A 24,884-nucleotide genomic window follows, 5' to 3' on the forward strand; every position below is an offset into this window, starting at 1 on the left:
ACAGACAATTAAGGATGCACGTGGCCGTCCGTCACCGGCCGCTCCGGGCGGCGGTACGGGTCCCCGCCGCTTCGGATGCCTGCTTCACCGCCTCCTCCGGAGACGTGCACGGCACCACTCCTTCGATATCCCACGTAGAAAGACCGAAGACCGGGCATTTGATCTTTAAGGCAATCGCGATCTCAGATAAGGTGCCGTAATTGCCACCCACCGCGATCAGGGCATCGCCCGACTGGGCGACGAGGACATTCCGGCCATGGCCGAGACCGGTCCGGATCACGATGCCGAGATACGGGTTCCCGTCGCCCGTGCCGGAGATGATCCCGATCGTGGTGCCGCCATGCTCTTTTGCGCCCCGGCACGCGGCTTCCATCACCCCGCCGAGCCCGCCGCAGACCAGCACCGCCCCGCTCTCCGCGATGAGCCGGCCGACAGCATACGCGGCCTTGTATTCCTCCTGCGTTGCCTCGGCGCCTCCTGCAACTGCGATCTGCATTGCAAGTGTGTTGTCGTGCCGGAAGATAAAGGTGGATTTTTGGGAGGGGGAATCCATAACCGGCCGGGTTTTCTATGAGGGGAACATTTTTTCAGCAGATCCTGATGAAAAAAATTTCATCACCCCCTCAGACCCTGCTTGAAATTTTTTCATCGCGATCCGGTTGATTGCCCGGATTATTCACGCCGGAACAAGGAAAAAATTGTAGGTTAGCGAATAGTTTTGTAGGTTAATTAACCTACAATCGCTTCACTAACTAACACCTCGCGATCGCATCTGAATAATTTTCGGCAAGGTTTGATTGATACAATACACCCCAAATTTGTTCTAAACCGTTTCAATGATCGCCCCTTGCACCAGCCCGCCCCGAGGGGTGGGGGCGCAGGGGATGCCTCTGCATTGCCTTCACGGGAACCCCACACTATGGCGAACAGGTAATATGGCACAATCGCAACCGGGGGATGCCCACGCGGCGGGGGCGAAAGCCCCCAAGAGCGTCACAAAAGTAATCGAATGAGTTCTACAGAGTAAAAAAATTCAATCGCATGAGTTGCTCTCTTTTGTTTTTCGCCATTCAATAATGAGCATTCTAATGATACCTTGAGCTTCAGAAAGAAATCTATCCCATCCCTCCATCTCTGTTAACCACCATCAACCTGAGCTCGCTCATCTCCTCGATCGCAAACCGCGGGCCTTCCCTTCCGAGCCCCGAACCCTTTGCCCCGCCATACGGCATCTGGTCGGTGCGGAACGTGGGGATGTCGTTCACGATCACGCCCCCGACATCCATCTCGGCATAGGCCCGCATGGCCCGGTTGAGGTTCTGCGTGAAGATCCCAACCTGGAGGCCGTACTCGCCAGTGTTTGCGATGCGCAGCGCCTCGTCGAAGTCATCGTACGGGGTAACCGAGATGACCGGGGCAAAGACCTCCTCGCGGTTCACCCGCATCTCAGCCGTCGTGTCGGCCAGTACCGTGGGGGCAAACATCGTCTCTTCGAGCGTTCCACCGGTGAGGGCACGGGCGCCCTGTTTAATCGCTTCCTGGACCTTCCGGTATGCCTCCTCTGCCTTGATCCGGTCGATCATCGGGCCGATGTCCGTTGCCGGGTCCCGCGGGTCACCGACTTTCAGGGCTTTTGTGCCGGAGAGGACCTGCTCTACGAGCTCATTATAGATACTCCGGTGGGCGAGCACCCGCTGGACTGATATGCAGACCTGCCCGGCATTGATGAAGCCGCCGGTCGTGATCCGCTGTGCGGCAAACGGCAGGTTCGCGTCCTCGTGCACGATCGCCGCCGCGTTCCCGCCCAGCTCCAGCCCCACTTTCTTCCGGCCCGCGATCTCACGCAGGTGCCACCCGACCGCACAACTGCCGGTGAACGAAAGATACGCCACCCGGGGGTCGCGGGCAAGGGCTTCGGCCCGGACACCGGTGCACGGGACAACACTTATCGCTTCCGGTGGCAGCCCCGCATCAAGGGCCATCTCCCCGAGGATCAGGCTCGATACCGGTGTTGTCGAAGCGGGCTTCAGGACAACGGAGTTCCCGGCCGCAATGGCCGGGGCGAGCTTGTGGCAGGCAAGGTTGAGCGGGAAGTTGAACGGGACGATGCCAACCACGGGCCCGAGCGGGAAGCGCCGGAGGAACCCGGTCCTCCCCTCCGTGTCTCCGCTCAGGTCAAGGGGGATGATCTCGCCATAGATCCGTTTCGCTTCTTCCGCAGAGGTCCTGACCGTTATCCCGGCCCGGGCAACCTCGGCAGTGGCAAACTTCCGGGTCTTGCCCCCCTCCATGATCATGACATCGACTAGTTCCGCGGACCTCCGGTGGATCTCGTCTGCAAGGTTCTCCAGGATCTCCGCCCGGGCATGGGCAGGGAGTTTTTTGGTCTTCTCAAACCCGGCCACGGCGCTTGTCACGGCCGCTTTCAGGTCATTGTTCGTGGCCTGGCAGACCTGGCAATAGAGTTCCCCCGTGTACGGGAACCGGACCGAAATAGTCTCCTGAGTCTTTTTCTTCTCTCCGCCAAGAAGGATCGGATAGGGTTCCATCGTCTTTCACATCCCGCGTTTTCCTGTACGATGTGTTTGCCGTTGAGAATAAAAAACCACCACGGATATTTTCCCATCCCATGCGGGAAGATTTTCACCCGTATAGCGCGATCCGGGCGGACTCCGAATCTTCGGAAGAAGTCCCGGGATCTATAAAAAACTACTTTGTGCAGTGACGCAAACATTCCTACACAATAATCTGCCGTCCCGATGGGAAACGGGGATCGAAAGAGGGGTTTTTTTGAAGGAAGTCACCGCGAACTTCAATGCGAAGGAGATCGAGCGTGGGGTACAGGAATACTGGCGCACCGCCGATACCTACCAGACCGTAAGACAGCACCGGAGTACAGGCAAGCCATTCTTTTTCGTGGACGGCCCGCCGTACACAACAGGACACATCCACATCGGGACCGCTTGGAACAAGATCATCAAGGATTCCATCCTGCGCTACTACCGGATGAACGGCAGGAATGTGATCGACCGGGCCGGCTACGACATGCACGGGCTGCCGATCGAGGTGAAGGTCGAGCAGGCACTGGGTTTCAAATCCAAGAAGGACATCGAGACGTTCGGCATCCAGCCCTTCATCGAGAAGTGCCGGGAGTTTGCCGTCGAAAACAAGAAGCTGATGGACGACCAGTTCTCTGCCCTCGGCATCTGGCTCGATTTCCCGGGCGCGTACCAGACAGTGAAGCCGGAATATATCGAGGCGGCATGGTGGACCCTGGCAAAAGCCGAGGACCACGGCATGCTTGAGCGTGGCCACCGGGTCGTGAACTGGTGCCCCCGGTGCGAGACGGCGATCGCGGATGCCGAAGTGGAATACTGGGACGAGAACGACCCCTCGGTCTTCGTCAAGTTCCCCCTTACCGGAAAGACCGGGGAGTTCCTTGTCATCTGGACCACGACCCCGTGGACCCTGCCGGCCAACGTCGCGGTTGCGGTATCAAAGGAGTTCGAGTACGCAAAGGTGCAAGTAAAGAAGGACGGGAAGGAGGAGCTTCTCTGGATCGCAGAACCACTCGTCAAGACCGTTCTCAAGAAAGCCCGGTATAAGGATTTCAGCATCCTTGAGAAGAAGAAGGGTACTGAACTCGTAGGGTGGACGTATGAGTCGCCCCTCAGGGAGAAAGTCCCCCTCCAGCGGGAGATCCAGCACAGGGTCGTTGCCGCAGACTTCGTGGCACTCGAAAACACCGGTATGGTCCACATCGCCCCCGGCCATGGCTGGGACGACTATGTGCTCGGGACCAAAGAGGGCCTGCCGATAGTCTGCCCGGTCGATGGTGCCGGGAAGTTCCGGGACGAGGCAGGGGAGTTTGCCGGCCAGTACGTCAGGGACTCAAACGAGAATGTGCTCGTGGCGCTGGGCGACCACCTGCTTGCAAAGGAGACGGTCACGCACCGCTACGGCCACTGTTGGCGCTGCAAGACCCCGATCATCTTCCGGGCCACGTCGCAGTGGTTCCTGAAGGCCTCCGAGATGCGGGACCTGATGCTCTCGGAAGTGGAGAAGGTCACCTGGTATCCCGAATGGGCCGGCAGCGCACGGTTCTACGACTGGATCAAGGAGGCCCGAGACTGGTGCATCTCCCGCCAGCGCTACTGGGGCATCCCGATCCCTGTCTGGGTCTGCGGGAAGTGTGACACCTACAAGGTGGTGGGCACGATCGCAGAGCTCGAGAAGCTGAGCGGCAAACCACTTCCCGACCCGCACCGCCCGTACGTGGACGAGGTGACGATCCCGTGCAGTTGTGGCGGCACAATGAAACGCGTCGGGGACATCTTCGATGTCTGGTTCGATTCCGCGGTCGCTTCATGGGCAACCCTCGGGTTCCCGGGGAAGACGCAGGACTTCGAGAAGCTCTGGCCTGCCGACTTCATCACGGAAGGGCAGGACCAGACCCGGGGCTGGTTCTACTCGCAGCTGGGCGCAAGCACGATCGCGTTCGGCAAGGCCCCGTACAAGAGCGTCTGCATGCACGGATTTGCGCTCGATGCCGAGGGCAAGAAGATGAGTAAAAGCCTCGGGAATGTCGTGAATCCCAGTGACGTGATCGAGAAGGTCGGCGTGGACGTGCTCCGGCTCTACGTCCTCTCCTCATCCGCACCGTGGGACGACCTGAAGTTCAACTGGGACGGGGTCGGGACGGTCAACCGTGCGGTAAACATCCTCTGGAACGTGTACCGCTTCCCGCTGCCCTACATGATCCTCGACAGGTTCGAGCCCGCGTCAAAGGACGGGGTCTGGGACGATGCTTATATCCGGGCCCACCTCCGGCAGATGCCGGACGAGGACCGGTTCATCATCTCCCGGATCAACTCGGTTGCCTCCCTTGTCGATACCGCGACAAAGGAATGCCAGCTCCACCGGGCCACCCGCGAGCTCGTGAGCTTTATCCTCGAAGACCTCTCGCGCTGGTATGTCCAGCTCGTCCGGCCCCGGATGTGGCTCGAGGGCGAGTCCGAGCAGAAGGTCTTTGCCTACGAGACGATGTATTACGTGATGCGCCGGCTGACCGGGCTCCTTGCGCCGTTCTGCCCGCACATCACCGAAGAACTCTACCGGAACCTCCGGTGTGCAAACGACCCGGCAAGCATCCACCTGCTCGACTGGGACGCGGGGGAGTCCACGCTCATGGACCGGGAACTGGAGCACGCGGTCGAGCTCGTCCGCTCGTTCGACGAAGCGAGCGCCAATGCCCGGCAGGCCGGGAAGAGGAAACTCCGGTGGCCGGTTGCGGAAGTCGTTGTCGTGACCAGTGCGGAGCCGGTAAAGGACGCCATTGAACGGCTCAACGCGGTCTGCATGGACCGGGCCAATGCCCGTAAGGTCAGCGTTGTCATGGGCCGGTGGGACCGGGTCGGCTGGCACGCGGAACCGGTGATGAAGGCGCTCGGGAAAGGATTCGGCAAGGACTCGTTCAGGCTGAAGGGCCTCATCGAGGCAGCAGACGGCAACGCAATCAAGGCCGCGATCGATGCCGGGCAGACATTCACCCTGAAGGAGGGCGCTTCGAGCTTCGAGATCGGGGCCGATCATGTCACGTTCACCGAGAAGCTCCCTGCTGATATCTTCTCTGCCCCGATGACCGATGCCACCGTCTATGTTGACGTGGCACTTAGCCCCGACCTCGAGGCGGAAGGCTATGCCCGCGAAGTGATCCGGCGGATCCAGGACATGCGCAAGCAGCTTGACCTCGCGGTCGAGGACATGATCAATGCCGAGGTTGCAGTCAGCGACAACCGGGTGCTCGCCCTGCTCCACACGGACGAGGCCATCGCCATGATCGGCGACGAGGTCCGGGCGAAGTCGTTCGGGTTCTTAAAGGACAGTGCAAAGCCCGACTCTGCACGATTCACGTCCGTGAAGGAGTGGGACGTGGAAGGCGTGGCGATGGTGATCGGGATCGCAAGGGCAGGATAAACAATAATCCCGTTCTTTTTTTATTATCGCAGAATACCGGTTTTTAAGAAAAGTATTGATTTTCCTTTTAAGGATCCGTTAATAAATGGAGTAAGATCATTCCATATTCCCCGGAGTGCCGGGTCACACGGGCAGATTCTGTACGATCGCCTGGAGGATTGCGATGATTATTTTCAGGAATATGGCCCAGTCGAACAGAACATCACCTCCTTTGTGGTGTATGTGGTAGTGTACTGTAACAGTATTTATATTTTTTTAATTAAAAATACAAACGTATCGGAGTCGGAATTGGGTTTTAAGCGCTGTTTTAGTGATTGATATGAGCTCCTATAATTATTTTCCGGGAATGCAGAACGGGAAAAACACAAAAAATGATGATATACAAGAGAACCGCCCGTTGCCCTGTAGATTTTCCTGAAACGGTGCCCCCAGGAAATGAACATTCCGGGACGGGCAATGATCCGCGTCCTGTTATCCCAGCAGTGTCCGTAAAAATGCCTGCCCGTCCGGACTCGTGAACAGGGGCAGGTCCGACTCCTCCGTGACCGCACTCCGCTCGGCAATCACGGTCTCCTGTGTGATCGGGTTGAACCCTTCCTTCTCCGTGATCTTTTTGTATACAAGGGTCCCCCGCCTCTGCCATGCAGGGGTTGTCGCAAGATTGAAGCCCCGCACGTGCATCATCTCGTGGAGGTCCTTTGACTGCAGCCCTTTCAGCTGTTCTGCGGCCTTCTTCGCGTCCATCCCTTCCTCGATGAGCGCCTGCTGGCAGTAGGCATTGATGTGGTTGCGCCACGCCTCGCTCTGCCGGTTGGCCAGGTACTCAAGGGCGAACTCCGGGGTTGCCGGGATGACCCGGGCATCGAACGCAACGAGCGTTGTTGCACCAAGGGCAAGTGTGAAGGAACTTGCCGCGTACGATGCCGCTACCGAGTCGAGCTTCTCCACCCGGCCGGAGAACGGGAGCTTCGTGAAGTACAGGCTGATCTCGTCCGAGAACGTGAACGCGAGGTCGGGGTTGAGACCGCTGTCGGCCACAAGCGAGGTGCAGGCCGTCACCATCGCCTTGTGGAAAAACTCGTCAAAGGGTTTCTCAAGGCCGAGAGAATCGGTAAGCCGGTGGAATGCCCGGCCGTCGAGCCGGATAAAAACAGGCGGGAGGGCAGTGATCGATGAGAAAATTTCCCGGTTTTCCATAAAAATGCCATGCGGGAGTACAGAAAATATGGGGGGTTCTCCCGCTGTTCTCTTCTGAGGTCTTACTCTTCTTCGCCGCTGCTGCCACCGGCAAAGGCGCCGGGAAGGTGGCGGATCAGGACAATGTCGTCGATTGCGCTGATGATGCGGTAAGGGATCTTGAGGCCCTTGAAGTTCTTGAGCTCGAAGAGCTGGTCATTCACCTTGCCGACAACCAGCGACTCCATCTTTTTTCCGTCAACATCGATGACGACATCTTCGACTTCACCGATAAACATGCCCTTGTCCGTATAAATCTGAAGCCCGAACAGCTCGGTAATCTGGGTTTCCATCGTTATCAGATGAAAGTATATACTTAAGAGTTAAAAAGATAATCCTTTGTTATGGACGGATCGTTTCGGATCGGGCGTATTTTCGGGATTCCGATCCAGATCCACTACACGTTTCTTTTAGTCATCCCCCTGTTTGCCTGGATCATCGGGAGCCAGATCACGCTCACCATCGATATGCTCGGGGAGATCTACCAGGTCCCGATCGATACCACGCTCGCAACGGCGGGATACATGCCGTACGTGCTCGGGACGATCGTTGCCTTTGGTCTCTTCTTCGGGGTCCTCGTACACGAGCTGGCCCACTCGCTCGTGGCACGGGCAAAGGGGATCGGGATCAACAACATCACGCTGATGATCTTCGGCGGCGTCGCCACCATGGAAGAGGGCGTTCCCGACCCGAAGGCCGAGCTCCCCATGGCGCTGGTCGGTCCGATCGCAAGCCTCGTCTTCGGCATTGCCTGTTCCCTGCTGATCTACGTGGTCCCTTCGGTGACAACGGACCCGGGGATGGCCGGGGTACTGGTCTTTATCCTTGGCTATCTCGGCGTGCTCAACATCATCCTGTGCGTCTTCAACCTCCTCCCGGCATTCCCCATGGATGGGGGCAGGGTGCTCCGGGCCTGGCTTGCAGGAAGGATGCCCCTGCACAGGGCCACCCAGATCGCAGCGGACGTGGGCAAGGGGTTTGCGATCCTCTTTGGCATTATCGGGCTCTTTGCCTTCTCCCCGTTCCTGATCCTGATCGCACTCTTCATCTACATCGGGGCGAACATGGAGTCGACCGCGGTGAAGTACAGCCACCTCCTGCAGGACGTCACAGTAGGTTCGATGATGTCAACTCCCGTGACGACCGTCGGGCCGACCGTGCCGGTGAGCCAGATCATCGAGATGATGTACTCAAGCAAGCACCTCGGCTTCCCGGTCGTTGAGCGGGACACGCTGGTGGGCATGATTACTCTTGCAGACGTCAACCGGACCTCTTCCATTGACCGCGAGGCAATGCAGGTCCGGGATATCATGACCCGGGACCTGATCACACTCCCCCCGGAAGCCCCGGTCATCGACGCCCTCCGGATCATGTCAGCAAAGGATATCGGCCGGATCCCGGTCGTAACCGATGGCAAGATCCTCGGGATCGTGACCCGGACCGATATCCTGAAGGTGACGGAACTCCGGCAGGTCTAGGGCAACCCGGACACGCGGGGGTTTCCCGGAAGGTCCGGAATGATGTACACCGCCCGACCCCCCACAGGCCATCCGGCCCATGAAACAGGATTTTCAGAGGGTAAAATCGTCCATTCCGGAAGTATCGTGCGATGAGGTTGGGGGGGTCGGGCGGTGTACATTATGTTAAAACTCACGCTAACCGGACGGGAAAATACATTTTTTTCGTCATGGATTTGACCGGATAGCAGTTTTTTGCTCATACCAAAGTACACCGCCCGACCCCCCCACGGGATCGTGCCGACTTCTGACAAGGGATACAATGTCCGGGGGCACCGTGAAAGAAAAACAAGCTGCTGAAGAAACAACAATGGAGGATTGGATTTCTTTTTAGAACATCAGCACGGAATCGATCAGAGATTTGCCCGCCACCTTCCGGTACGCTTCAAGATCGCGGAAAGGGCGTTTTGCAATAACAGCGGCCACTTTTTTCTTTCCAATGCCCGGCAGCCACCTGATTGCGGAGGCCGGGAGCGTATTGATCGGGACCGGTACCGGCAGCGCCGTGATCGATCGCATCCCCCAGTCAACAACAACAGCATCGGTCACGCTCCGCTCCGTAAGCCTGACAGGGATGCCGGCAAGGATCGGGTACGACCCCATCTGCCGGCCGAACGAAAGGTCCCCTGACACTTCGATCCGCACATCGCGGAGCACGGTACCGATGGGAAAGACCCGCTGGAGCATCGGGAGGTCGATCCTGCTCCTGACAAACTCCTTGAACTGCCTGAACCGGCGTTCGTGGTTACCGAGAGTATTGTCTGCATATGCCGGCGTGCCTTCAAACGGCATCACCTGACGGATATTCACCCGGCGGACCATCAGCCCTGCATCCCGCACCCGGACAAGGAACGCTTCGTTGAGCTCGTACGTCTTCTCCGTCTCCCCCGCGAGTCCGCAGACGAAATTGAGGCCCGGGAGCAGCTCGGGCACATTGTCCCGGCGTTTTCCCCCTTCCTCGTTGACGATCTCAATCGCCCGGAAGACCTCATCGGGCCGGGCTTTCAGGTTGTTTGCTGCGACCACCGCCGGGTCGGCTGTCTCCATCCCAAAAGCAGCGACATCACCGGACGTGTGATGCCGGATGATCGCCCGCAGTGCTTCACGGGCTGCATCCTCATGCCGGGCAATGGTGGCGGGGTTGGTATTGTCAATGTGAAGTGTCCTGAGCTCTGGTGCCGAAGTCCGGATGGCGGAGAACAACACCTCGATCTTCTCCGGTACCGGTGCGGGATACTCGCCCGGGCCGGCCCCGTACGCGAGGATATCCGGCTGACGTCCCACCCGGAAGTGTCGTGCACCATGAGCGTAGAGTGCAGCGACTTCTTCTGCAACCGCTGGAGTGCGCCGGTACTTCGGCATGCCATAGAACGGCTCCGTGCAGAACGAGCATCCGCCCGTTGCACCGTGCGAGCAGCCCCGGGCGGTCTCCAGTTCGCACATTACGTACGGGTAGTCCGGATGTTGTCCGATGATCCCGCTGCCCGCCACGCTCCACGGGTCGGTCCGGGTATAGTCCAGTACTCCTGCCGGGTCGTTACCGGTCAGGTAATTGTCCAGCGCAACCGCTGGTTCACCGGTCAGCAGGGCATCAAACCCGCTGATCACCTGCCGGACCGCCTTCTGCCCGCCTTCCCCGGCATAGCCAAAGCCGATGGGGCCGCCGATCAGTTTCTTCGGCCCCCGCACCATGTGGCCGACCTGCTGGATCTCGGTGAGCGTCGCTGGGATACCGCCAAGATATTTCCCGGGCACCGTGACCCCGGAGATCATGACCAGCAGGCTCGCCGCATTCAGTTCCGCTGTCCGCAGCGGATCGTTCCTCAGCTGGTCGATCGTGAGGTACCGTACCGTATACCCGTGTGCAATGAGGGCCCCTGCAACCGTCCGGATGTAGGGCGAGATGTACGGGGGGACCCCGAGGCACGCGGGCTCGTCCACGTATCCGTCGAGAATCACCGCGGCGGGGGTCATACGGTGTGCCCGATCAGGGCAAGGAGCTTCCGTGCCCAGTGGAGTTTTCCGCGTTTCATCGGTTCCACGTCCTTGTCGTCAAGGTCAAATCCCGCGAGCGTGATGGAAGACGCGCCCAGTTCATCGGCCGCGAAGACGGCCCGGTCCCCGTCCGTGAACCCCCCGAAGTTATGGACATGGGGGAGCGGAGCGGCCTGCGTTGTCCCGACCACCTTGCCGGGAAACCGTGGTACCCAGTGTTTCAGGAGCGGGATGTTGTCACCGTGGGCATGGACGACCACGATCGTCCCCTCCCGGTTCATGTCGATAAGCCGGTCGGTCGCCCCGTCGAGGTCCGTGAAGACCGCATCCGGCCGGAAGCCATTGTCCTCGAGAACCTCAGCAGCCGCATCGGCAGCAAATACAACGCCTTTGATCTTTTTGAGGTCCTTTTTCAGGCGGGGGGCATTCCCGCAGACCGTGACCTCGTTGCTGTCCGTGAGGGTGACCAGGGAGAGGAGGTTGTCGCGGTCGAGGAGCGAGGCGAGGAGCCGGGCTGCTTCCTCATCTGCGGCCCGGTCGAACCCGAAGTACTCGAGGATCTCGCGGTAGTGGGGCTCCCATTGGGCGAACTGCATAAATTTCCCGTATTACACGTTCACCGGTATCCGGCAATTCTGCCGGTTACGGTCCGCCATTCTTCTTCCCTTCATTCTCAAGACCGACAAGGTTCTTGAACTTCTGGAGGATCGGCTCGATCACGATCTCGAGGAGCTGGGCCTTGTTCTCCACCTTGCCGAAGTAGTGGAGAGGGAGGCTGGCTGCTCCCATGTTCGGGTGCCCGCCCGCGTCGCCCATATCCCCGAACGCCTCGGAGAGTGCGTTGCCGACGTGGAGCCGGATATCGCGGTTGCGGGCCGAGATCACGATCGCGTTGTCGGTGATGCCGTACACGAGCGCCGTGTTCACGCCCTCGAGCGTGATCAGGATGTCGGCAGCTTGCGGGAGGGAGTCACGGTTCATCACGTAGCCGACGTTCGCGAAGAGGTACCCGCTCTGGATCTTCCGCTCGTGGATCGCCTTCCCTATGATGTCGAGCGTCTCCTGCGACATCGAAGGCGACATGATCTTGTCGAGCAGGTCCGAATCGGTCAGCGGCAGGAGGAACCCGGCGTAGTTCAGGTCCTGCGGGGTAACGTTGCGCTTGAACTCCCTGGTATCGGTCCGGATACCGTAGAGGAGTGCCGTTGCAACCCGCTTGTCAACAGGGACATCGAGTTCCTGCAGGTACTGGGTCATGATACTCGCCGTGGCCCCGACACCGGGACGGATATCGACAAAACTACTCTGGGTCACCGGGTGTTTCCCCTCCCGGTGGTGGTCGATGATGATATGGATCTTTGTCTGGGGCGGGATGTCGTTGTTAGCACCCGGGCCCGAGCAGTCGACAAGGGCGAGGTACGTGCATTTCGCGAGGTCTTCGGCAGTGAGGTGCTCCATCTTGATATCGAGCAGGTTAACAAACGTCCGGTTCTCCTGGTGGCCGATGTTGCCTTCATAAAAGATCCTTGTCACCAGGGTCTTCCCGTTTGCCTGCTTTGCGATCTCGGCAAGGGCCAGTGCCGACGAGATCGCGTCGGGGTCCGGGTTCTTGTGCGTGATGATCCCAAGCGTCCCTTCCCAGCCGGCGATGAGGGAGAACAGCCGCTGCGAGATCCTGCTGGAGTGCTGTTTCCGGATCTGGAGGATGGCTGAGCGTGCCACCACTTCCTGTGGGGAGAGGACAACGTCGGCCCCTGCGGCCGTGAGCTTCTGGCCGTTTGCAGGGTCAACAGACCGGGCCACGACCTGGGTGGTGGTGTACCGTTTCTTGATGGCAATGACTGCCGCGAGGTTTGCATCCCCGTTACCGGTCATGACGAACGCGATCTCGAACGGGGGGAGGCCCGCAAGCATCTCGGGAGACGAGATATCGCGCTGGTAGGCATCGTATTTCTGGTCGCGGAGGTTCCGGACAAGGGTCTCGTCCTTATCGATGATCATCACGCGCTCCTGCTCTTTTGCAAGCTCGAGGATGATATTGTAACCGTTCGTCCCGCACCCGAAAATGCAGTATTTTACCGGTCCCGGTTGCTCAAACGGGGCTTCCTGTGGCATGTTACAGAAGATGTATCCCTCCAGTGTATTAAGGAATTGCAAGTGCGCTGGATGAAAAAGGCCGTTCAATTATCCGCAACCTTTATTCGCAATCATCAACCACATTATTAGGCCTAACTAGCGGGTCTGTAGCTTAGTTCGGCATAGCGGCGGACTCTTAATCCGCAGGTCAAGGGTTCAAATCCCTTCAGGCCCGTTTCTTCTTTATCTCTCTTCAAGAGGGCACCTCCCGAAGGGTCCCCTCACGATATCATTTTCAACAGGGCTCACCAATGCAGAGCGTAAGAACTCCCTCATCTGCAAATGGTCCTGCCATGCTGTCTTCAATCATCTCCCGGCTGCGTGAACACCAGAGGGCCACACAGGTTCTCATTCTCCTGACGCTTGTCATCGCCTTTGCCGCAAATATCTACGGCATTTTTACCGGCATAACAATCGTCCTCCCGCACCTCTTTTACATCCCGATTATCCTTGCCGCGTTCTTCTATCCCCGCCGCGGCATCCTGTTTGCGACTGCCCTGTGCGCCGTATACCTGCTCATCGTAACATCAGTGTATCCAGGCAACAGCCCGGAATTCCTGTCAGCAGTCGCCCGCTGTATTGTCTATCTCATCATCGCCATCGTTGTCTCCTGGCTCTCGGAGCAGGCAAAAGACCAGAAGAACGGGCTGGTGAGGGCAAAGGAGGAGTGGGAAATCACCTTTGATGCCGTACCGGACCTGATCGCCCTGATCGGAAAAGATTACCGGATCCTCCGGGTCAACAAGGCGATGGCAGAGAGCCTTGGGATCAGTCCGGAACAGGCAGTCGGCCTGATATGTTACGAGGTCGTCCACCACACGAGCGCCCATCCTGCGTTCTGCCCCCACGCGAAGCTCATGAAGGACGGGCAGGGACATGCCGCCGAAGTGCATGAAAACAATCTTGGCGGGAACTTCCTCATCACCACGACCCCGCTGCACGATTCTGGCGGTAACCTGATCGGGAGCGTCCATATCGCACGGGACATCACCAAGCGCAAGAAGGCCGAACAGGCGTTAAAGGAGAGCGAGGAACGTTACCGGACCATTCTTGAGAACATCCAGGACGTGTACTTCCGTTTCGATGAGGAAAGCCTTCTCGTCATGATGAGTCCTTCTGCTGTACGCACGTTCGGGTACCATTCCGTTGAAGAGGTGCTGGGCTGTCCGGCCACAACATTCTGGAAGAACCCGAAAGAATGGGCGCACATGATCGATACCATGAAAAAACAGGATGGGAGCGTGCAGGACTGGCAGGCGGAATTTGTGAGAATGGATGGCACGCCGTTCTGGGTATCGGTGAGCGCCCGCCTGTATACCGATGACGCTGGAGAGTACCAGGGAACGGAGGGGATCATCCGGGACATCTCAGTGCGTAAACAGATGGAGGAGGCCCTCAAAGGGACGCTCACAAAACTGAATATGCTCTCCTCCATCACCCGGCATGATATCCTGAACCAGATTACCGGGCTGCGGACCTATCTCGAGCTCTCAAAAGAGGACCTCAAAGGGACACGGTTCGAGGAATTTGTCGACAAAGAGGTCCAGGCGGCCGAAGCGATCCAGCGGCAGATCGAGTTCACGAAATATTACCAGGATATCGGGGTCAATGCACCGAAGTGGCAGGAGGCGGGCCCGGTCATCCGTGAAGCAGCGGCACAGCTCAATTTCCCGGCACCAGACCTGAACGTAATGGTCGATGGTCTCGAGATCTTTGCCGATCCTTTGATCGCAAAGGTCTTCTTTAACCTCATGGAGAACTCGCTCCGCCATGGCGAGCGGGTGACCGCGATGTCCTTCTCATCCCGGGTAACCGACACAGGACTCGTGATCACCTATTGCGACAATGGCGTGGGTATCACCGAAGAGGACAAGAAGAAGCTCTTCCGGAAAGGATTCGGAAAGCATACCGGCCTTGGCCTCTTCCTCTCGCGGGAGATCCTCGCCATCACCGGGATCAGTATCGTCGAGAAGGGTGAGCCGGGGGCGGGGGCAGGAGTCCGGTTCGAGATCACCGTCCCGAAAGAGGGTTACCGGCACTACCCGTAAACCCCTTGCCGGGGGGTCCGGGCGTTTCAACTCCCGCGTCCCGGCCGGGCCGGAGAACTATACCGGTCCCGGTATATTCCCGAATAAAATATCCGGGGACAATACAGGAAAAATGTACGTAACATTCAAGTTTTATCAGGTCAATTCCTCTCATTCACTCTCAATCCTGCGAACCATGCACAGGAGTCCGTTATGTTTTCCCTCCTCTATGTCGACGATGAACCGGGACTGCTCGAAATAGGCAAACTGTTTCTCGAAGGCCACGGGGATTTTTCCGTTGTCACAGCCCTGTCGGCAGAAGAGGGCCTAAGAGAGCTTGGACAGCACCATTTCGATGCCATCGTGTCCGATTACCAGATGCCGGAGATGGACGGTATCGAGTTCTTAAAAAGCGTGCGGAAATCCTTCGGGGACATTCCTTTTATCCTTTTCACCGGCCGGGGGCGCGAGGAGGTCGTTATCGAGGCGATCAACAATGGCGTGGACTTCTACCTCCAGAAAGGCGGGGATGCGCAGGCACAGTTTGCCGAGCTCGCGCACAAGATCCGGCAGGCCGTCACCAGGAGGAAGGCGGAGCTCGCCCTCGGGGATTCTGAAAAACGTCTTGCTGACCTCATCAACTTCCTCCCGGATGCGACGTTTGCTATTGATTCAGACCGGCGGGTGATTGCCTGGAACAAGGCGATCGAGGAGATGACCGGTATCGCTGCCGGGAATATCATCGGGAAAGGCGATTATGAATATGCCCTGCCGTTCTACGGGAAGCGGCGTCCCATCCTTATCGATCTGCTCGCTGAACCGGAAGAGACGATCGGGCAGTACTATTCCAATATCCAGCGGGAGGGAAACGCCCTCTCGGCGGAGACCAACCTCCCCCACCCGAAGGGACAACAGATCGTTGTCCTTGCAAAGGCAAGCCCGCTCTACAACAGGGACGGGGAGATCACCGGTGCGGTCGAAGCGATCCGGGATATCACCGACCGGAAAAAGAGTGAGGATGAGCTCATAGCGGTAAACCAGCAGCTTGCTGCCTCAGGAGAGGAACTCCAGGCACAATATAATGAACTTGCGGTAAACGAGAAACGCATCCGGGATACCGAGTCCCGCCTCACCTTCATGATCGGGTTCTACGAATATGCCCGCAAGAGCGAGAGAGAACTCCTCAATTATGCAGTGGAGGGCGCAGGGATCGTCACGGGCAGCCCGCTGGGATACCTCGCATTCCTTAACGAAGACGAGAGCGAACTCTCCATGTATGCCTGGTCGAAGTCGGCAATGAGAGAGTGTTCGATGCGGGACAAGCCCATCCTCTACAAAACGGAGAAGACCGGTCTCTGGGGTGAAGCTGTCCGGCAGCGCCGGCCTGTCATCACCAATGATTATGAGGCTCCGGACACGAAGAAGAAGGGCTACCCGGAAGGCCATCCCCGTATCATACGGCACATGAATGTGCCGGTGATGGACGAGGGGCGCATCATCATCGTGGCAGGTGTGGCAAACAAATCATCTGATTACACGGAGAATGACGCAAACGAGCTCCTCCTGCTGATGCAGGGGCTCTGGAATATTATCAAGCGGAAACGTGCTGAACAGACACGACAGGAAAGCGAGGGAAAATACCGCTCCATCATCGAGCACTCCCCGGTTGGCATGCATTTCTATGAGCTGAAGCCGGACGGATCGCTGATCTTTACCGGCGGGAACCCCGGTGCCGATGCCATTCTCGGCATCAGTCACGACCGGTTTGTCGGGAAAACACTCGATGAGGCATTTCCCGGCCTGGTAAAGACGGACGTCCCGGCACACTACCGCAGGGTCGCCGCGGAAGGGGGCAGCTGGCAGAATGACCAGATATTCTACAATGCCGGAAACGTCCACCGGGCATACACGGTTACCGCGTTCCAGATCTCTCCCGGTTCACTCGTTGCCATGTTCATCGATATTACCGGGCGCAAGCAGACAGAAACGGAGTTGCGTGCCGCGTACGAACAGGTCGCTGCAACGGAAGAGGAACTGCGCACGCAATACGATGAACTGGCCTCGACACAGGACGAACTCCGCAACCGCCGTCAGCAGATGGAGGAGATCGCCGCAACCGTCCCGGGGGTCGTGTTCCAGTTCTATGCCCGGCCTGATGGCAGCAGGGGATTCTATTACCTGAGCCACAGGGCAGTCGAACTGTTCGGCATTGACAAAGGCCCCGGGGCATTCTTCCCGGTATTTGTGAACGGGATCCACCCGGAGGACAGGTCCCGGTTCATGGACTCAATTCGTGACGCGGCATCATCGGAGTCACATTGGGACTTCACCGGGAGGTTCATCAGACAAACCGGCGAAACGATCTGGTTTAAGTGGATGGCAAACCCGGTCAGGCATGGCGATGAACTGGTCTTCTCCGGGGTCATCATGGACATTACCGATCGGAAAACCACAGAAACAGCACTCCGGGAGAGCGAGGAGCGATACCGGATCCTGTCGGAATATGCCTTTGACGGGATCCTCATTCAGGACTTTTCCGGCAAAATCCTCTCGATCAATCCCAGCATCCAGCGGATGTTTGGCATCCCGGATCCCGCGATCGTGATCGGAAAAACCATCCTCGACTTTATCCAGCCCGAATTCCGGGAGACAGCGATAGAGGACCTGCAGAATGTGATGGAGGGAAAAGGAGGGTATCTCCAGACATACAAGACATGGACGGTTGATGGCAGGGAACTCTGGATTGAATCAATCGGTACCAAGATCCAGTTCCACGGAAACGATGCCAACATTGTCGCCCTCAGGAACATCACCGACCGGAAAAAGACCGAGGACGAACTCCGTGCGGCAAACGAGCTGCTCACCGCCTCAGAGGAGGAACTGAAAGGCCAGATCGTGGAACTGGCGGAGAGCGGGCGGCAGATCCGGGAGAGCGAGGAGAAGTACCGCATGCTTGTGGAGGTGAACCAGGACATCATCTATTCCCTCTCCGGCGATGGGACCATCCTGTATGTCAGCCCGCAGGTAACGGACCGTCTTGGATATCATCCCGCTGAGCTGAACGGCCACAGGTTCATGGAATTCATCCACCCGGATGATGTCGATAATCTGGAACGTCATATCTCAGAACATTTTGATTCGCAGGAACTACATGGCTCCGACCGTTTCCGTATACGGGGAAAAAACGGGATGTACAAGTGGTTTGAGGATAAGACGATCTATACAAAGGATCGCCACGGCGATCCCGTAGCGGTTGGCACGATCCGGGACATAACAGAAGAGAGGGCGGCGCAGGACCTGATTTCCCAGAGTGAGGTGAAATTCCGGGCGATCATCAACCATACCTCCCAGCTGATCGGCCTTATGACTCCGGATGGCATCCTGATCGAAGCCAACCAGGCTGCTCTTATGTTTGCCGGAGTTTCAGATGCCGATGTCATCGACCGGCCATTCTGGGAGACGCCGTGGTGGTCCCATTCGGCACATGACCGGGAGACGCTCAAAGATGCAATACAAAAGGCCGCTGACGGTAACACCGTGCAGTTCGAAACAACTCACCCCGCCGCTGACGGGAGTCTTGCCTTTATCGATTTCTCAGTAAAACCGGTCATGGACAAAGACGGTACCATCCGGTACCTGGTTGCCGAGGGCAGGAATTTTACCGGGCACAAACAGATGGAAGAGGCTCTCCAGGCGAGCGAAGAGAAATACCGGCTCATTGCCGAGAATTCTCCCGATATGATCTACTCCATCGACCCCGGGGGGTACGTCGGGTATGCCAACTCGTTCGCTGAAAAAGCAGTACTGGCGGAGCCGGGCAGCCTCATCGGGAAAAACCTGACCGATATCTTCAGCCCGGAACTCGCCGACCGGTTCATGAAGGCCGTCCTCCGGGTAATAAACACCCGTGCGCCCCTCCGGCGTGAAGTGTTCCTGGACCTGCCGTCCGGGAGCACCTGGCTGGATATCCACCTGGCGCCGCTCATTGATGCAACGGGAACGGTCATCGGGGTTCTCGGGCACTCGCATGATATCTCGGGCCGGAAACATGCAGAAGAGGCGCTCCGTGAATCAGAGGAGAAATACCGGCTGCTGGTCGAGAACACCCATGACATTATCTACCTGATCAGCCCCGAGGGTATTCTGACGTTCGTCTCACCCAGCTGGACCGACATGCTCGGCCATGACGTCAAGGAGGTAACAGGAACACCGTTCCAACGGTATGTCCACCCTGCTGATATTCCCCTGTGCGAAGATGCTCTCGCGGAGGTCGTATCCACCGGGCAGCGCCGGTCCGGGATCGAATACCGCGTGTTTCATGCCGACGGTTCCATCCGTATCCACACATCATCCCTATCCCCCATCTTCGATGAAGCGGGAAAAGCCGTTTCCTATGTAGGAAATGCCCGGGATATCACGGAGATGAAACAGTTCCAGAACGCGATCCGGGAGAGCAACCGGAAACTCAACCTCCTCTCCAGCATCACGCGGCATGACGTTGCCAACCAGCTCACCGTTGTACAGGGGTATACCCAGCTGGCAGCGCTCAGGAAGAACGACATGGTCACGGTGGATTTTCTCGTCAAGATCGCATCCGCGGTGGATATGATCCAGCACCAGATCGAGTTTACCCGGACCTACCAGGACATGGGCGTGGAGGCGCCGGCATGGTTCCGTGTCGCTGACCTGATCCGTGAGGCCAAACCTCATGAGCTCGCGCTGGACTGCACCTGTGATTCCTGCGAGATCTTTGCCGACCCGATGGTCGGGAAGGTCTTCTTCAACCTCTTCGACAACGCCGTGCGGTACGGGGGGACGGTGACGACCGTCACGGTCCGGTGCGGCATGGCAGGCGATGAGATGGTCATCACGTTTGCCGACGATGGGATCGGGATCCCGCTCAACGAGAAACAGAAGATCTTCGAGAAAGGGTTCGGGAAGCATACAGGCTTTGGCCTCTTCCTCGCCCGGGAGATCCTCGCCATCACCGGCATCTCGATCCACGAGACGGGATCGCATGGAAAAGGGGCACGGTTCGAGATCGCGGTCCCGAAAGGGACGTACCGGTCAGCCTGACCGGCCCTGCACGGTTTTCTAAAAAAATTCACCCGGGGACTGCCACAACGTACGCCCGGTTACGCATCTGTTCCGGGAAGTAATGGGCATCGAACCACATCGCGTCGAACTGCCCGTAGTTTGCGTACGTGATCCCGTCCACCCGGTCATCGTGGCAATCCACGGAATCCGCAACGATGATCACATCGTCCCAGACGAGGTCGGTACCCCGGGTGTCATAGCCGACAACCACGACCCAGTGGCCGCCCCAGTCCATCCATTCGACCATCGTAGGAACGCCGGCCTTCAGGTTAGCAAGGAGCATGTCGCGGCTCCCGCCGGTCTTCCAGCTTGCATTCCAGCCGTTCCGGTTGAACCAGGCAGCGAGCTGTTCAGGATTGATACCGGTCTTTTCCGACACATCTGCATACATTTCATGGGCGATCCGGTCCTCGTCAGCATCCGTATTGTTGGCGGGCATCCCATAGTATGACATGACGTTCATCGCAGCCACCGCGCCACAGGAATAGTTTGTCACCTGCTGCCGGACACTTTTGAGCGGGATGACCGTGAGGTGGTCGTTCGTCTCCAGGGTATCGAAGTCGATGCCGGTATAATACCGGGGTCCGGGCAGCGGACGGTCCAGGGAATATTTTACCGTGGCAGGGCCCGCTCCACGGTCACCGATCGTGAACTGCAGGGTGCCAAGCAATACGATTGCAACAATGACAAGGACCAGGATGAATATGGCCGGGCCGGGACGTTCCATGACGATCTACCTTGATTTTCCTTAGATCACCGCTTGTTATCAAGGATGCGGATCCGGGACACTGTGCTGTAATGACCGCTGGGTATATCTTTCACGAAAAAAGAACACTGACAAGAGTGATCATGAAGTTCAAAGGAAGCAAGACAGAACAGAACCTCCTCGCCGCGTTTGCCGGCGAGTCGCAGGCACGGAACCGGTACAGTTTCTTTGCAAGCGTGGCAAAGAAGGAAGGGTACGAGCAGATCGCGGCGGTCTTCGAGGACACTGCCGCAAACGAGCGGGAGCACGCGAAGCTCTTCTTCAAGCAGCTCAAGGGCGGCGAAGTCACGATCACGGCAGGCTACCCGGCCGGGGTGATCGGGAAGACCGTGGACAACCTGAAAGCCGCGGCCGAAGGAGAGCAGATGGAGTGGGGCACGCTCTACCCCGCGTTTGCAGCCGCTGCGAAGAGAGAGGGGTTCAAGGAGATCGCCCGCCTCTTCGAGAAGGTTGCCGAAGTGGAGGCCCACCACGAGGCCCGGTACATGAAACTGTACGAGAACCTGGTGAATAAAAAAGTCTTCAAATCCGAGATGCCGACAAAGTGGCACTGCCGGAACTGCGGGTACATCCACGAGGGCAAGAACGCACCCGGGAAGTGCCCGGCCTGCGACCACCCGCAGGCATACTTCGAGCTGCTGGCAGAGAATTACTAATCTTTTTCCCCTTCACCTTAAAAAAACAGGAACTGTTGAGACAGGGTCACCGGGTGTTTTTATACATTAACCGTTGACTATCCATACATGGTTCAGATTACTGCGAAACAGGATCCTCTTCGCCTTTCAGCGGCCGTAATCCTCGGTATCGTTACCGGATCGATTCTCTTTTTGATTATCGCACTTGTGATTGGCGCATTCAATGATATGACTCATATGAATATCTCGGTCACAACGAATGTGGCGGAAAATATTTTCAGCCTGGTCCTGCTCGTCATCCTGATTGTCGGCTGTGTTGCAGGGTTCTGGTGGAAGGTGGTAACAACGCCCCCGTCAGAGTCAAAACCGGTGGAACCAGTACCGGAACAGGAAGACTGATCCAACTCTTCCTCTCATTTGAGAAGCGGGATGTGATCAGATCCAGCCCCGCTTCACCCACCGCTTGTACTCATCGGTACGGAAATCCTTGTTCTCCACAACAAGATCCTTGAAAAATTCCCGGTTGCCGGTAATTTCCTCTTCTTGTTTCTTATCGGAGAAACCATCTGCAATCGCACCGGCAAGTTTCTTGCCGAGCGCCCGGGCTTCAGCCTCACGGGCATCGATAGCCATGCTGTCCCCTCCCGTTGCCACGCTGATGCCTCCGACAGAGACAACGCCAAGATAATTCAGCACATGGTTCTGGTACGCGACTACCTCATCGCCGCCGGATGTGTGCGTAGTCGCAACCGAGCACCCGTATTTCCCGGCAAGCAGCTGGTAATGGATCGCGTCCGCGAGCCGGTCAAAGAAAATTTTCATCTGGCCCGAGACATTGTCGATGTACACCGGTGATGCAAAAATAATCCCGTCTGCCTCTTTCATCCGCTCCACGAGTGCAGGGACATCATCATCGTTCACGCAGATACCGTTCAGTGTACAGGCATCGCACGCAGTGCAGGGGGTAATCCTGAAATCGCAGAGATCGATCATCTCCGTCCCGGCGCCGGCTTCTGCGGCTCCTTCGAGTACATAGTTTGCAAGTATTCGCGTTGTGCTCTGGATCGTCCGGGGGCTCCCGTGGATAGCGAGGATCTTCATTATTCCGTATGCTCCTGGTTACAGGTTGGGAGCCGGGAGTTAATATGGTTGAAGGAGCGCGGGCAACAAAAAGGGGAGGGCTGCACCCCGACAGCCAGTATAAATTATTTTCTGATGACCTGTTCGAGCTTGTCGCCGACAAAGGCACCGATGATGAAGATTGCCACAAAGATGATGATCTGGACCAGGAGGCCGAACACGCCAACGATCGCATAACCGGAACTGACTTCCCCGGGAAGCAGCACCATCGACAGGAGGAGCAGGATGACACTGATGACGACACCGGCGATCGCGCTGTTCCGTATGAGCCCGCGATAATCCTCCGTTCCCTTATGAACAAAACCAAATACAATACCGATAGCAAAAATCACGAGTGCAATCCACATCATGCAAAATCCCTTTCAGGTACCACAATATCTCTCCCTGTCCCCAAATACATTCCGGAAAGGACGGACATCTCTGCCTGCCGGGAACACCCGTAGTAGGCCCCCGGATACTCCGATATACGTCGGTAAATCCGGATTTCGGTCATATCCGCTTCCTGATCAAGATGACTAGGCCGAAACATCCGAGTGCCAGCGGGATGGCAGCGACAGGAGATGCGTGGGTGGGGACTGGCTTTTCTGGTTGCACTGTCTCATGCACGGGAGATTCTTCTCCGGCAGTGGGGGCTATGGGAGCAGGTGAGAGGGAAACCGTTGTCCCACCGGGCGTTCCGATAAAAAACAGTGCTGTCCCGGTACCGGTCGTATTGTCGTTCTGCCAGCCAACCGTGATAAGATATTCTCCGGTTGAGAAACGGGACGAGTCCATTTCGTACTCCCACGAATTTATGACGCCATTCCTGATTGGAGGAAGAGGTTCATCAGCAACCAGGCGCCGCGATGAGGTTTCATAGACCCTGGCTCTCAGGGGATTTCCTGTCCCCAGGTTCGTTGTCCCGTGGAAATGTAACTGGCTGGAATTACCGGGCTCAAAGATCAGGTAATCCGTGGCCCTGTCCCTGGGCTGGGTGAATTGAACGAAAGGTTCCTCGACAAGGAAGTATGAAGGGGTGAGGGTATCATCAACGCCAGCCCGTCGGGAAGTTGCTCTAAGGGTTTCAACCTCTGACTGGACACTCGCTTTCAGTTCCTTGTCTGACCCCAGGTCGGCAGCGATGAGATCGTGGTCTGTGACCAGGATATGCCCGGTCTCCGACAGCCGGGTACCGATCTCGAACTTTCCGTTCGCGCCCGGGTCCTGTACCACGAGTGCATACTGGCCGGAGGAAAAGTTCCGGGTCACTTCCGGCATCAGGGTAACGGAAAAGACACCGTGTGCATCAGGATCAGCCGTGAGGGTATGGAAATGGTTCCGGCCGATGACCATGACGGTTGCCGTGCCATTGTTCATTCCTGTCCAGTTGATCGTAAACGTATCGCCTTTTACAATGATGTACGGACAACTCGGGACACAGGTCAGGTCAGCCGTAGCCGGTACTATCGTGAGTGCGAAAAGCACGATGATACTTATGATAATAATTCCCGTGGATTTCATGGCATTTTCATCTCTCAGGCGGGTATTTTTTTCTGTTCCATTTTCTCCCTCATCCAGAATCCGGATCCATCCATGCAGGTAACCGGTTAAATGATAATTTCTATATTATTGTGAGTATAAACGAATTCTGATCCAATAATCTACAGATCAGAACCGGTACCCGGTTCGGGATCGGACGAGAAGAACGATGCAGCCGGCTGCAAGCAGGACTGCAGGCCCGGGTGAGGGGTGCGTGGGTGCCGGGGATGCAGTTTTTTCTGGTGTAAGGGTATGATTTCCAAATCCGTCTAACGGAGGTGTGAGCGCTGGCAAGGGATCCAGTTTCGGAGTGTTAATAACAAACAAATGGATGTAGCCGTCTTTTTTGAGGTTGTCCTCAGGATCCTCCCCATAGGATGCCCAGAGGATCCGGTTCCCATCTACATCGAACAGTCGGGGAAACTCTGTGCTGATGGGAAGAACTTCACGGGCACCAGAAGAAATAGAATAGACAATAATTGAACCCGACGGCTCATCGCGCGTGTCAAAGACAGAATTTTCCTTCCACGCAATCAGGTCTCCAGATATCTGTTGTCCATATGCATTGAAAAAGTCCCTGCTGATCCGGTACTCTGTCCCGGAAGTCAGGTTATAGAGATACGTTGCAGGATTTCCGTCACGGAAATCTCGCCAGACAACATAGTCTCCCGAGATTTCAGGACAATACTGGGAACGCCGCGCTGTGCTAAGGGGGATCTCCTCATTTAGATCCAAATCGAAGAGATAAATATCACCGCTGCCCGGTTCGTTGCGATCATCAGACCAGACGATCCGGGAACCGTCCATGGAAAGGGTGCTGATTTTCCCGGGCCCGGTGTGA

General features: G+C 57.2%; 18 protein-coding genes and 1 tRNA gene. 7 read left to right on the forward strand and 12 right to left on the reverse strand.

Features of this window, described 5'->3' with window-relative positions:
* Positions 1-31: 31 nt before the first annotated feature.
* Both M0R30_RS14085 and M0R30_RS14090 read right to left on the reverse strand, forming a co-directional pair.
* The gene (locus tag M0R30_RS14085) at positions 32-496 is read right to left on the reverse strand and encodes a TIGR00725 family protein (protein ID WP_292548058.1); all 465 of its coding nucleotides are present in this window, start codon (positions 494-496) and stop codon (positions 32-34) included.
* Positions 497-1,115: 619 nt separating this feature from the next.
* Entirely contained in the window at positions 1,116-2,549 is a 1,434-nt protein-coding gene (locus tag M0R30_RS14090) for an aldehyde dehydrogenase family protein (RefSeq protein WP_292548025.1), read from the reverse strand.
* A 241-nt stretch (positions 2,550-2,790) separates the two neighbouring features.
* Between M0R30_RS14090 and ileS the strand changes: the two genes are divergently transcribed.
* Complete coding sequence (ileS, locus tag M0R30_RS14095; protein WP_292548027.1) at positions 2,791-5,976, forward strand: isoleucine--tRNA ligase; 3,186 nt, start codon at positions 2,791-2,793, stop codon at positions 5,974-5,976.
* A 471-nt stretch (positions 5,977-6,447) separates the two neighbouring features.
* Here the strand turns inward: ileS and M0R30_RS14100 are convergent, their stop codons facing one another.
* Positions 6,448-7,173, reverse strand: coding sequence for a tRNA(His) guanylyltransferase Thg1 family protein (locus tag M0R30_RS14100; protein ID WP_292548029.1), 726 nt, complete (start codon positions 7,171-7,173; stop codon positions 6,448-6,450).
* A gap of 62 nt (positions 7,174-7,235) precedes the next feature.
* On the reverse strand, positions 7,236-7,505 hold the full coding sequence (locus M0R30_RS14105; RefSeq protein ID WP_292548031.1) for a PRC-barrel domain-containing protein: 270 nt from the start codon (positions 7,503-7,505) through the stop codon (positions 7,236-7,238).
* 51 nt (positions 7,506-7,556) lie between these two features.
* Between M0R30_RS14105 and M0R30_RS14110 the strand changes: the two genes are divergently transcribed.
* Positions 7,557-8,690: a CBS domain-containing protein gene (locus M0R30_RS14110; RefSeq protein WP_292548033.1), complete on the forward strand. Its 1,134-nt coding sequence runs from the start codon at positions 7,557-7,559 to the stop codon at positions 8,688-8,690.
* Between the two features lie 369 nt (positions 8,691-9,059).
* On the opposite strand, the gene M0R30_RS14115 is transcribed toward M0R30_RS14110, so the two are convergent.
* The 3 genes from M0R30_RS14115 to M0R30_RS14125 are packed head-to-tail and all read right to left on the reverse strand — an operon-like array spanning position 9,060 to position 12,839.
* A complete protein-coding gene (locus tag M0R30_RS14115) occupies positions 9,060-10,703 on the reverse strand; it encodes a radical SAM protein (protein WP_292548035.1) in 1,644 nt (547 codons plus the stop codon).
* Entirely contained in the window at positions 10,700-11,320 is a 621-nt protein-coding gene (locus tag M0R30_RS14120; protein WP_292548037.1) for a 6-hydroxymethylpterin diphosphokinase MptE-like protein, read from the reverse strand. The genes M0R30_RS14115 and M0R30_RS14120 overlap by 4 nt, the downstream gene beginning before the upstream one ends.
* A gap of 46 nt (positions 11,321-11,366) precedes the next feature.
* Complete coding sequence (locus tag M0R30_RS14125; protein WP_292548039.1) at positions 11,367-12,839, reverse strand: DHH family phosphoesterase; 1,473 nt, start codon at positions 12,837-12,839, stop codon at positions 11,367-11,369.
* Between the two features lie 122 nt (positions 12,840-12,961).
* Between M0R30_RS14125 and M0R30_RS14130 the strand changes: the two genes are divergently transcribed.
* The 3 genes from M0R30_RS14130 (at position 12,962) to M0R30_RS14140 (ending at position 19,963) form a co-directional block, all read left to right on the forward strand.
* Positions 12,962-13,035 (forward strand) — tRNA-Lys (locus tag M0R30_RS14130).
* Positions 13,036-13,111: 76 nt separating this feature from the next.
* Positions 13,112-14,908: a PAS domain-containing sensor histidine kinase gene (locus M0R30_RS14135; protein ID WP_292548040.1), complete on the forward strand. Its 1,797-nt coding sequence runs from the start codon at positions 13,112-13,114 to the stop codon at positions 14,906-14,908.
* A 192-nt stretch (positions 14,909-15,100) separates the two neighbouring features.
* The gene (locus tag M0R30_RS14140) at positions 15,101-19,963 is read left to right on the forward strand and encodes a PAS domain S-box protein (protein WP_292548042.1); all 4,863 of its coding nucleotides are present in this window, start codon (positions 15,101-15,103) and stop codon (positions 19,961-19,963) included.
* Positions 19,964-19,991: 28 nt separating this feature from the next.
* Here the strand turns inward: M0R30_RS14140 and M0R30_RS14145 are convergent, their stop codons facing one another.
* Entirely contained in the window at positions 19,992-20,711 is a 720-nt protein-coding gene (locus M0R30_RS14145) for a C39 family peptidase (protein WP_292548044.1), read from the reverse strand.
* Between the two features lie 122 nt (positions 20,712-20,833).
* On the opposite strand from M0R30_RS14145, the gene rbr reads away from it, so the two are divergent.
* Positions 20,834-21,406 carry a rubrerythrin gene (gene rbr, locus M0R30_RS14150; protein ID WP_292548046.1) on the forward strand — a complete coding sequence of 191 codons (573 nt, stop codon included), beginning with the start codon at positions 20,834-20,836 and terminating at the stop codon, positions 21,404-21,406.
* Positions 21,407-21,493: 87 nt separating this feature from the next.
* Positions 21,494-21,784 (forward strand): hypothetical protein, encoded by a 291-nt coding sequence (locus M0R30_RS14155; protein ID WP_292548048.1) that lies wholly within the window; start codon positions 21,494-21,496, stop codon positions 21,782-21,784.
* 36 nt (positions 21,785-21,820) lie between these two features.
* Here the strand turns inward: M0R30_RS14155 and M0R30_RS14160 are convergent, their stop codons facing one another.
* The 4 genes from M0R30_RS14160 to M0R30_RS14175 form a co-directional block, all read right to left on the reverse strand.
* Positions 21,821-22,486 (reverse strand): flavodoxin family protein, encoded by a 666-nt coding sequence (locus M0R30_RS14160; RefSeq protein WP_292548050.1) that lies wholly within the window; start codon positions 22,484-22,486, stop codon positions 21,821-21,823.
* 104 nt (positions 22,487-22,590) lie between these two features.
* Positions 22,591-22,875: a hypothetical protein gene (locus M0R30_RS14165; RefSeq protein WP_292548052.1), complete on the reverse strand. Its 285-nt coding sequence runs from the start codon at positions 22,873-22,875 to the stop codon at positions 22,591-22,593.
* 139 nt (positions 22,876-23,014) lie between these two features.
* Complete coding sequence (locus M0R30_RS14170; RefSeq protein WP_292548054.1) at positions 23,015-24,025, reverse strand: hypothetical protein; 1,011 nt, start codon at positions 24,023-24,025, stop codon at positions 23,015-23,017.
* A 147-nt stretch (positions 24,026-24,172) separates the two neighbouring features.
* Positions 24,173-24,884 (reverse strand): hypothetical protein (locus M0R30_RS14175; RefSeq protein WP_292548056.1); only part of this gene is annotated, 712 nt, incomplete at its 5' end.

Source organism: Methanoregula sp. (assembly GCF_023227875.1).
Lineage (GTDB): Archaea > Halobacteriota > Methanomicrobia > Methanomicrobiales > Methanospirillaceae > Methanoregula.